Here is a 9,726-nt window from a genome sequence, read left to right on the forward strand (position 1 = left end):
AGTCGGATAAGCCCAAGGTGCTCCATCAGGTCGCCAACCGCTCGCTGCTCGGCCATGTCCTCGCTGTCGTGACGGAAGCCGGAGCCACGCAGGTTGCCGTGGTCATCGGTCCCGACCGAGAGGATTCGGAAAAGGAGGTTCGCAAGAGCCTGCCCGACGCTCGGACCTTCGTTCAGCGCGAGCGCCTCGGAACGGCGCATGCTGTCTTGAGCGCGCGTGAAACGCTGGCGACGAAACCAGATGATGTCCTCATCGCCTATGCCGACACACCCCTCGTAAAGCCCTCGACCTTCGCCACCTTGAGGGCGCCGTTGGCCAAGGGCGCTGCCGTGGTCGTGATGGCCTTCGAGGCCAAGGATCCGACGGGCTATGGCCGCCTGATCACGTCGGGCGAGACGCTTCTCGCGATCCGCGAACATCGTGACGCCAGCGAGGAGGAGCGGAAGATTTCCCTCTGCAACGGCGGACTCATGGCGATACGGGGTGACGTTGCCCTCACCCTTCTCGACAAGGTCGACAACAAGAATGCCAAGGGTGAATTCTATCTGACCGATATCGTCGAGATCGCACGCAGCCTCGGGTTGGAGACGGCCGTCGCAATCGTGCCCGAGGAAGAGATCCACGGTGTGAACGACCGTGCGCAGCTTGCTGCCGCCGAGCGGATGATTCAGGAGCGTCTGCGCGAGGCCGCCATGGCTTCCGGCGTAACGCTCGTTGCGCCTGAAACTGTGTTCTTCAGCCATGATACGAAACTCGGTCAGGATGTGATCGTGGAGCCGAACGTGGTCTTCGGACCCGGTGTCACGGTCGAGGCGGGCGCGGTGATTCATAGCTTCAGCCATCTCGAAGGAACTCATGTTGCATCGGGTGCCGGTATCGGACCGTTCGCGCGTCTTCGTCCGGGTGCTGCCATCGGACCCAAGGCGAAAGTCGGCAACTTCGTCGAGATCAAGAACACGGATCTGGGCGCCGGCGCGAAGGTCAGCCACCTGACCTACCTCGGCGATGCCACCATCGGAGCCGAGGTCAATATCGGCGCGGGCACCATTACCTGCAATTACGACGGCTTCGGCAAGTACCGTACGGAGATCGGGGAGGGCGCGTTCATCGGTTCCAACTCCTCGCTCGTCGCCCCCATCACCATCGGGCGGGGTGCTTTCGTGGGGTCGGGATCGGTCGTCACCGAGAACATCCCGGACGATGCGCTGGCGATTGGGCGCGGACGCCAAGTCACCAAGGAAGGCTGGGCCACCGAATTTCGCGCCAAGGCTAAGGCTACCAAGGGAAAATGAGGCCGCGTGTCATAATTTGTCACGCAAGTTGATTCCAGCCGAGCCACCTCCGCCTATATGGGAGCGTTAAGCTTGGCATGGCTCGTAATGGAGGCCTCACGGCATGTGCGGGATTGTTGGTATCGTCGGAAACACGCCGGTTGCGCCTCAGATCGTCGAGGCGCTGAAGCGGCTCGAGTACCGGGGGTACGATTCCGCTGGTGTCGCAACCCTTGAGGACGGTAATCTCGACCGCCGCAGGGCCGAGGGGAAGCTGCGTAACCTCGAAGAGAAGCTGTCGCAATCACCGCTCTCAGGGACCATCGGCATCGGCCACACCCGCTGGGCCACCCACGGCAAGCCGAACGAGACCAACGCCCATCCTCATGCCACGGACAAGCTGGCGGTCGTCCATAACGGTATCATCGAGAATTTCCGCGAGCTGAAGGCTGGCCTTGAAGCCAAGGGCGTCCGCTTCGAGACCGAAACGGATACGGAAGTGGTGGCTCAACTCGTCACCTACGAGATGCGCCAGGGCCGTCCGCCCGTCGAGGCCGTGGCCGTGAGCCTTCCGCGCCTGCGCGGCGCATTTGCTCTCGGTTTCCTGTTTTCCGGCGAGGACGATCTCCTGATCGGCGCTCGTCACGGCGCGCCGCTCGCCATCGGCTATGGCCACGGCGAGATGTATCTGGGTTCAGATGCGCTGGCGCTAGCGCCATTCACCGACGAGATCGCCTATCTCGAAGAGGGCGACTGGGCGATCCTGCGCCGCAAGGGCATCGACATCCACAATGCCTCCGGCGCGATGGTGACGAGGCCACGCCATAAAATTCCCGCCGGTTCCTTCATGGCCGACAAGGGTAATTACCGCCACTTCATGGCGAAGGAAATTCACGAGCAGCCGGAAGTCGTCGGTCGCACGCTTGCCCATTACGTGAATTTCACTGCCGAGCGCGTGGAGCTGCCTTTCACGCTGCCATTCGACTTCAAGGGTCTGAAGCGGCTGTCGATTTCCGCCTGCGGCACGGCCTATCTCGCGGGGCTTGTCTCGAAATACTGGTTCGAGAAACTCGCGCGCATTCCGGTCGAGATCGATGTGGCATCGGAATTCCGTTACCGCGAAGCGCCGCTCGAACCGGGAAGCCTCGCGCTGTTCGTGTCGCAATCTGGCGAGACGGCGGACACGCTCGCATCGCTGCGTTATGCGAGCGCCGAGCAGCAGCACACGATGTCCGTCGTCAACGTGCCGACCTCCACCATGGCGCGCGAAAGCAATGTGGTTGCCCAGACATTGGCCGGCGTCGAAATCGGCGTCGCGTCCACTAAGGCCTTCACCTGTCAGCTCACCGTTCTTCTATCTCTCGCCATCGCCGCGGGCCGCGCACGCGGAACGTTGAGCGTCGAGGATGAGAAGGAATTGATCGATGCGCTGATCGCCATTCCGAGCCAGATGGCGGAAGCGATGAAGCGCGAGGCGCAGATCGAGGTGCTGGCGCGCGAGCTCTCGAAGGCGAAGGACGTGCTCTATCTCGGTCGTGGAACCTCCTATCCGCTCGCCATGGAAGGCGCGCTGAAGCTCAAGGAAATTTCCTACATCCACGCGGAAGGTTATGCGGCGGGCGAGCTGAAGCACGGTCCCATCGCGCTGATCGACGAGACCATGCCGGTCATCGTCATCGCGCCCTATGACAACATCTTTGAGAAGACCGTCTCGAACATGCAGGAAGTCGCCGCGCGGGGCGGCCGGATCATCCTGATCACGGATGAAAAGGGCGCGCTGGAAACCGGCCTCGACACCATGGCGACCCTCGTGATGCCGAGCGTRCACCCCATCGTCGCGCCCATCGTGCACGCGGTGCCGATCCAGCTGCTCGCCTACCACACGGCTGTCTTCATGGGTAAGGACGTGGATCAGCCGCGCAATCTGGCGAAATCCGTCACGGTGGAGTGAGCAATCCTATCGTGTTGAGGCGGCTCGCTTCGCATCGCCGTCACATTGATACATTGACGCTGGCGCTTGGCCTTGTTTAATCCGCCGTAAGGATGGGAGTTTGCGATGGACGAGAGCCCGGAAGTCATTTGCGAGAAGCACGGCGAAGCGGGCCTGATCACGCTCGACCGTCCGCGCGCCCTCAATGCCCTGACCCTGACCATGGTCCGTGAGATGCACCGCGCGCTCGACGCCTGGGCCGACGATCCCTCCGTCACCCGGATCGTCGTACGCGGCGCGGGCGATAAGGCGTTCTGTGCCGGCGGCGACATCCGACGGCTGACGGAAGCTCTCAAGGCCGGCGAGCGCGAGGAAGCGCTGGCTTTCTGGCGCGAGGAATATCAGCTCAACATCCGTATTAAGCGCTATCCGAAGCCTTACATCTCCCTCATCGACGGCATCGTCATGGGCGGTGGCGTCGGGGTTTCCCTGCATGGCTCCCATCGCGTGGCCGGTGACCGCTATCTGTTCGCTATGCCAGAAGTCGGCATCGGCTTCTTTCCTGATGTGGGGGCGACCTACGCTCTGCCGCGCCTGCCGGGTGAAACCGGTATGTATCTTGCGCTGACTGGAGACCGGGTGAAGCGCGCCGATGCAGTGATGCTCGGTCTTGCTACTCATTCCGTCGCCAGCGAGAGTGTGGAGGGGCTGCTGCAAAGCCTCATATCGGGCGCGCCGGTTGACGCTGCCCTGGCGAAAGTGGTCTCCGATCCCGGCCCGGCTCCGCTTGCTGCTCACCGCGACATCATCGACACCTGCTTCTCGGCGGGAAGCGTGGCAGAGGTGCTCCAGCGTCTCGACGAGGCTGCGGCTAAAGGCTCGGAGTTCGCCGCCAAAACGGCTGCTGGGATGCGCGCCAAGTCGCCGACGAGCATGACCATCGCCTTCGAGCAGGTCCGCCGTGGCACCTCCCTCGATTTCGAGGAAGCCATGCAGACCGAGTTTCGAATCGTTTCTCGCATTGGGGATGGGCAGGATTTCTACGAAGGCGTCCGCGCCGTCCTGATCGACAAGGACAACCAGCCTCGCTGGCAGCCTGCTTCGCTGGAAGAGGTGCGGCGCGAGACGATTGAGCACCATTTCGCCAGCCTTGGCGAGAACGACCTGGAGAGTGCCTGATGGCAAAGAACGCCAGCCAGCCCGCGTATGAGGCCCCCAGGGATTACCTGACGGACCGCATCGAGGAGCGCCCGTCGTCCCAGGCCTCCATGCGCTGGGCCTTCCTGCTGACCTGGTTCATGCGCATCCTCTCGATTCTCTGGATCATGAAGGGCCTGAGCGCCTGGGCCGTGATCTTCGGCGTCTGGACGCCCGTCGGCCAGTTCGAGGTGCGCTCCATGGGCTATCAGGCCACCATCATCTATTTCGCGCTGATCGACCTCATCGCGGCCGTGGGATTGTGGATGGCGAGTACCTGGGGTGGGATCATGTGGCTTCTGGCCGTCATGAGTCACCTGATTCTGGCGGCCTTCTTTCCGGTCATCGTTTCCAGCGGAATCCTGACCATTGCGTTCTTCCTGACCCTGATCGCCGTCTATCTGGCCGTGTCCTGGCTGGCGGCGCAGGAAGAGTAGCCAAAGCAGCATCCGAGCAAGGCACTAGCGGGGTTTGCGGAGATTTGGCTTGAGGATCGGGCCTTGCCGCCGGCGCAGGGTCGCTGGACCTCACACAGAAGTGTATCCTCAGAACAACACTTCAACGTTACATACAGGGGCAAGGCGGTTTCCTGGGGCGAGGAGGCCATCGAGGAAGATTTTGCCATAAAACGGCCCCGATGTTCTTCGTTTTCGATACCGTTCCTTAATCCTATCCCGGCACCTTCCGCTGGGAGCGGAGGCAGTCCCGGACCACCATCCGCTGTTTCCGTCGTCGAACCACTCTAACCGAGAAGAGCCTGCGCTCATGTTGTCCCGCCGTGCCCTCCTGACAGGATCGCTTGCCCTTGTGTTTACGCCGGCCACTGTCGCGCTGGCCCAGAACCAGGCCGAGTGGTCGCAGAATTACGAAGCTGTCTCCCGTACCCGTGTGCAGCGCACTTCGACCCCGATGCTCTCGGCCGAGTCTCTCGCCGCGACCGAGCAGATGATCGAATACTACCGCAACATCGCCGCCCGCGGCGGTTGGGGTGCGGTTCAGGGCGTCCAGGGCCTGCGCGTCGGCTCCAAGAGCCCGGCCGTGGCGGGCCTGCGTCAGCGCCTGATCATCACGGGCGATCTGGACCAGAACGCGGGCGATTCGCCGATCTATGATTCCTATGTCGAGTCGGCGGTTCGCAGGTTCCAGGCCCGTCACGGCATCAGCTCTACCGGTACCATCACGGCTCCGACCGTCGCCGCCATGAACGTGCCGGTCGATATCCGCATCCGCCAGCTCGAGATCAACGTGAGCCGCCTGCGAAGCCTCGTTGGCTCCGGGCTCCCCAATCGCTACGCGGTCGCCAACATTCCCGCCGCTCTTGTGGAGACGGTGGAGGGTGGCATGGTCCATACCCGCCACGCCGCCGGTGTCGGCAAGAGCGACCGTCAGTCGCCGCTGCTGAACTCGAAGATCGTCGAGGTCAACTTCAACCCGTTCTGGACGGCTCCCGCCTCCGTGGTGAAGAAGGACCTCATCCCCAAGATGCAGAAGGAGCCGAACTATCTGGCCGAGAACAAGATCCGCATCTTCAATGGTGCCGGTCAGGAGATCCCCTCCAGCCAGGTCAACTGGTTCTCGGACGAGGCGACCCGTTACCGTTTCCGCCAGGATCCGGGCGGCGACCTCAACTCGATGGGCTTCGTGCGTATCAACATCCCGAACCAGCATGGCGTATACATGCACGACACGCCCTCCAAGGGCATCTTCGGAGACGATTTCCGCTTCGTCTCCTCGGGCTGCATCCGCATCCAGAACGTGCGCGACTACATCGAGTGGCTGTTGAAGGACACGCCCGGCTGGAGCCGCGAGCAGATCGACGCCACGTTCAAGTCCGGCGAGCGCATCGACGCCCGCCTCGCGACGGCTGTTCCGATCCACTGGATCTACATGACCGCTTGGGCGACCCCGGACGGCCTCGTGCAGTTCCGTGACGACATCTACAACAAGGATGGCCTCGGCAACGCGATCCCGGTCGCCAGCCGCACCCCGACCGAGCCGGATGAGGAAATGTTCCTCCAGAACTGAAGTTCTAGGTCAGAATTACCAGCAGCCCGCCTCTTGGCGGGCTGTTTCATTTCAAAAGCTAGGTAGCCATGTCCTAGCCGGGTTGGCGGGTTCCATGAGCCCGTGATAAAGGCCTGTCCAGTTTATCGCGAGCGGCCGGTTGCGACCGGGCTCGGAGCAGGGTGAGGTTGATCATGAGCGCGAGTGAAGCGGCACGTAGCCATCTGTCCAACAGCTTTTTCTCGGCGGGCCTTGCCGACAGCGATCCCGAGATCGCCCGCGCCATCGGGCTCGAACTCGGCCGCCAGCGCGACGAGATCGAGCTGATCGCCTCCGAGAACATCGTCTCCCGCGCGGTCCTGGAAGCCCAGGGCTCGGTGATGACCAATAAGTACGCGGAAGGCTATCCGGGTCGCCGCTACTACGGAGGCTGCCAGTTCGTGGACATCGCCGAGGAACTCGCCATCGACCGCGCCAAGCGCCTGTTCGACTGCAAATTCGCGAACGTCCAGCCCAATTCCGGCTCCCAGGCCAACCAGGCCGTGTTCATGGCGCTCATGAAGCCGGGCGATACCTTCATGGGCCTCGACCTCGCCTGTGGCGGCCACCTGACCCACGGCTCCCCGGTCAATATGTCCGGCAAGTGGTTCAACGTGGTGAGCTACAAGGTTCGCGAGAGCGACCAGATCATCGACATGGACGAGGTGGCGGAACTCGCCCGCACCCACAAGCCGAAGGTGATCGTGGCCGGCGGCTCGGCTTATTCCCGCTTCTGGGACTTCGCCCGCTTCCGCGAAATCGCGGACGAGGTCGGCGCCTTCTTCATGGTTGATATCGCCCATTTCGCCGGCCTCGTGGCGGGCGGCGCGCATCCGTCGCCGTTCCCCCATGCCCACGTGGTCACCACCACGACCCACAAGACCCTGCGCGGCCCGCGCGGCGGCATGATCCTCACCAATGACGAGGACATCGCCAAGAAGGTCAATTCCGCGATCTTCCCCGGCCTCCAGGGCGGCCCGCTCATGCATGTCATCGCCGCAAAGGCCGTGGCCTTCAACGAAGCTTTGCGCCCCGAGTTCAAGCTCTATGCCCGCTCCGTAGTCGAGAATGCTAAGGTGCTGGCCGACACCATGCTCGCCAACGGCTACGCCATCGTCGCCGGCGGCACGGACAACCACCTGATGCTTGTAGACCTGCGCCCCAAGAAGCTCACCGGCAAGGCCGCCGAGGCTGCCATGGGCCGCGCGCATATTACCTGCAACAAGAACGGCGTKCCSTTCGATCCCGAGAAGCCGATGGTTACCTCAGGCGTCCGTCTCGGCACGCCTGCCGCCACCTCGCGCGGCTTCGGCGTGGCCGAGTTCAAGAAGGTCGGCGAGCTGATCGTCGAGACCCTCGACGGGCTGGCGAGGAACGGCGACGAGGCGAATGCCTCGGTCGAGGAATCGGTGAAGACCCGCGTCCACGAGCTGACCCGCCGCTTCCCGATCTACGCTTAAACTGCGGACCCATCGATGCGCTGTCCCTATTGCGGGAGTCTCGACACCCAGGTGAAGGACTCCCGGCCCACGGACGATTCCTCGTCCATCCGCCGCCGCCGCATCTGCCCGGATTGCGGCGGACGGTTCACGACCTTCGAGCGCGTGCAATTGCGCGAACTCACGGTGGTGAAGCGGTCGGGTCGGCGCGTACCTTTCGACAGGGACAAGCTCCAGCAATCGGTGGATGTGGCCTTGCGCAAACGCTCGGTCGATCCTGACCGCGTGGAGCGCATGATCAACGGCATCGTGCGCCAGCTCGAGAGCATGGGCGACGGCGAGGTGCCGAGCGAGACCGTGGGCGAACTCGTCATGGAAGGCCTGAAAGGCCTCGACGAYGTSGCCTATGTGCGCTTCGCCTCCGTTTACAAGAACTTCCGCGAGGCGAGAGACTTCGAGGAGATCCTGGGCAAGCTCGCYGAGGAACCCGAGGACGATGCGCCTCCTCGTCCGAAGAAAAAGCCCGCGCAGTCAGAGTGATGGACATCGCTGACCGCACCGCGCAGGACGAGCGCTTCATGCGTCTGGCGATTGCCCTGGGTGAGCGGAACCTGGGACTCACCTGGCCCAACCCATCCGTTGGATCGGTCGTTGTGGACGAGAGCGGCGATGCTCCCGTCATCATCGCGCAGGGAGCCACCCAGCCGGGCGGCCGTCCGCATGCGGAGCGCGTTGCGCTTGCCGCCGCCGGTGAAAAGGCGATGGGCGCGACTCTTTATGTGTCGCTGGAGCCTTGCTCCCATCACGGGAAGACGCCGCCTTGCGCGGAAGGCGTGATCGAGGCCCGTATCGCGCGTGTCGTTTCCGCTATCGAAGACCCGGATTCCCGCGTCGCCGGTCACGGCCATGCCCTTTTGCGCGCTGCCGGGATCGAGGTGGTGACGGGCTGCCTTGAGCCACTCGCCCGCCGGGCCCATCGCGGTCACATCACGCGCGTCACGAAAGGGCGGCCTGCCGTCACCGTGAAGCTGGCCCGCACCACGGAAGGTCTCGCCGGATCGCGGCAGGGACCGCGCCTGCTGATCACGGGCGAGATTACCAATCGAAAAGTCCACCTGATGCGCACCCATGCCGATGCCATCATGGTCGGCATCGGTACGGTGCTCGCGGACGACCCCTTGCTCGATGTGCGCCTGCCGGGGCTGGAAAGCCGTTCGCCCATCCGCATCGTGATCGATTCTCGCCTGCGCACGCCGCCTCCCGCTCGGCTCGTGGCGGGAGCGAGGGATATCCCGACCTGGATCGTCACGGCCATTGAGGCGCCCATCGAGGCTGAAAAAGCCCTCGTGGCGCAGGGCGTCGAGGTTCTGCGGGTTTCGTCCGATGCTGCCGGGCGTGTCTCGCTGCCTGAGGCTCTGGCTCTGCTAGGCACGCGCGGGCTGACGCGCATCTTCTGCGAAGGCGGTCCCGATCTAGCGGATGCGCTGGCTCAAGGAGACCTGATCGACGAGTTCGTCCTCGTGACGGGCAGATCCGCGCGCGGGCAGGGCAATGTGCCGGCGCTCGGCCTTGCCCTGCAGGACCGCATGGATGCTTTGAACCTTTATGCCGACGAGCAGGTCGGCTCCGATCTTTTCATGTTCTGGGAGAAGCCCTGATGTTCACCGGCATTGTCACCGATATCGGCGAGGTCGTATCGGCGGAAGGCGCAGAGGGCACCCTGAAGCGCCTGCGCATTCAATCGGCCTACGACCCGGCGACCATCGCTCTCGGCGCTTCCATCGCCTGCGGAGGGCCGTGCCTCACGGTCGTGGCGGTAGGCGGGCGCGAGGGCGGCTGCTGGTTC

The 9,726-nt window shown here is 63.5% G+C and carries 8 protein-coding genes and 1 pseudogene; all 9 read left to right on the forward strand.

Features of this window, described 5'->3' with window-relative positions:
• Nucleotides 1-1,292: bifunctional UDP-N-acetylglucosamine diphosphorylase/glucosamine-1-phosphate N-acetyltransferase GlmU (gene glmU / locus ACXJKO_RS26815; protein WP_457094099.1), on the forward strand; the 1,292-nt coding region annotated here is incomplete at its 5' end.
• A gap of 103 nt (nt 1,293-1,395) precedes the next feature.
• A complete protein-coding gene (glmS, locus tag ACXJKO_RS26820; protein WP_457094100.1) occupies nt 1,396-3,222 on the forward strand; it encodes a glutamine--fructose-6-phosphate transaminase (isomerizing) in 1,827 nt (608 codons plus the stop codon).
• A 105-nt stretch (nt 3,223-3,327) separates the two neighbouring features.
• Complete coding sequence (locus ACXJKO_RS26825) at nt 3,328-4,380, forward strand: enoyl-CoA hydratase/isomerase family protein (RefSeq protein WP_457094101.1); 1,053 nt, start codon at nt 3,328-3,330, stop codon at nt 4,378-4,380.
• Nucleotides 4,380-4,835, forward strand: a complete 456-nt coding sequence (locus tag ACXJKO_RS26830) for a hypothetical protein (protein WP_457094102.1) — start codon at nt 4,380-4,382, stop codon at nt 4,833-4,835. Before ACXJKO_RS26825 ends, ACXJKO_RS26830 begins: the two co-directional genes overlap by 1 nt.
• A 328-nt stretch (nt 4,836-5,163) precedes the next feature.
• Nucleotides 5,164-6,423, forward strand: a complete 1,260-nt coding sequence (locus ACXJKO_RS26835) for a L,D-transpeptidase family protein (RefSeq protein WP_457094103.1) — start codon at nt 5,164-5,166, stop codon at nt 6,421-6,423.
• Nucleotides 6,424-6,596: 173 nt separating this feature from the next.
• Entirely contained in the window at nt 6,597-7,901 is a 1,305-nt protein-coding gene (gene glyA / locus ACXJKO_RS26840; RefSeq protein ID WP_457094104.1) for a serine hydroxymethyltransferase, read from the forward strand.
• Between the two features lie 15 nt (nt 7,902-7,916).
• Nucleotides 7,917-8,420, forward strand: coding sequence for a transcriptional regulator NrdR (nrdR, locus tag ACXJKO_RS26845; RefSeq protein ID WP_457094105.1), 504 nt, complete (start codon nt 7,917-7,919; stop codon nt 8,418-8,420).
• Nucleotides 8,420-9,538, forward strand: a complete 1,119-nt coding sequence (ribD, locus tag ACXJKO_RS26850; RefSeq protein ID WP_457094106.1) for a bifunctional diaminohydroxyphosphoribosylaminopyrimidine deaminase/5-amino-6-(5-phosphoribosylamino)uracil reductase RibD — start codon at nt 8,420-8,422, stop codon at nt 9,536-9,538. The genes nrdR and ribD overlap by 1 nt, the downstream gene beginning before the upstream one ends.
• Nucleotides 9,538-9,726: pseudogene (locus tag ACXJKO_RS26855) on the forward strand (riboflavin synthase); the annotation flags it as partial. The gene ribD and the pseudogene ACXJKO_RS26855, both read left to right, overlap by 1 nt.

Source organism: Microvirga sp. P5_D2 (genome assembly GCF_054049475.1).

Coding starts and splice junctions, on each gene's coding strand:
- ACXJKO_RS26825 (WP_457094101.1), top strand. CDS start 3,328: ATGGACGAGAGCCCGGAAGTCATTTGCGAGAAGCACGGCGAAGCGGGC.
- ACXJKO_RS26830 (WP_457094102.1), top strand. CDS start 4,380: ATGGCAAAGAACGCCAGCCAGCCCGCGTATGAGGCCCCCAGGGATTAC.
- ACXJKO_RS26835 (WP_457094103.1), top strand. CDS start 5,164: ATGTTGTCCCGCCGTGCCCTCCTGACAGGATCGCTTGCCCTTGTGTTT.
- ribD (WP_457094106.1), top strand. CDS start 8,420: ATGGACATCGCTGACCGCACCGCGCAGGACGAGCGCTTCATGCGTCTG.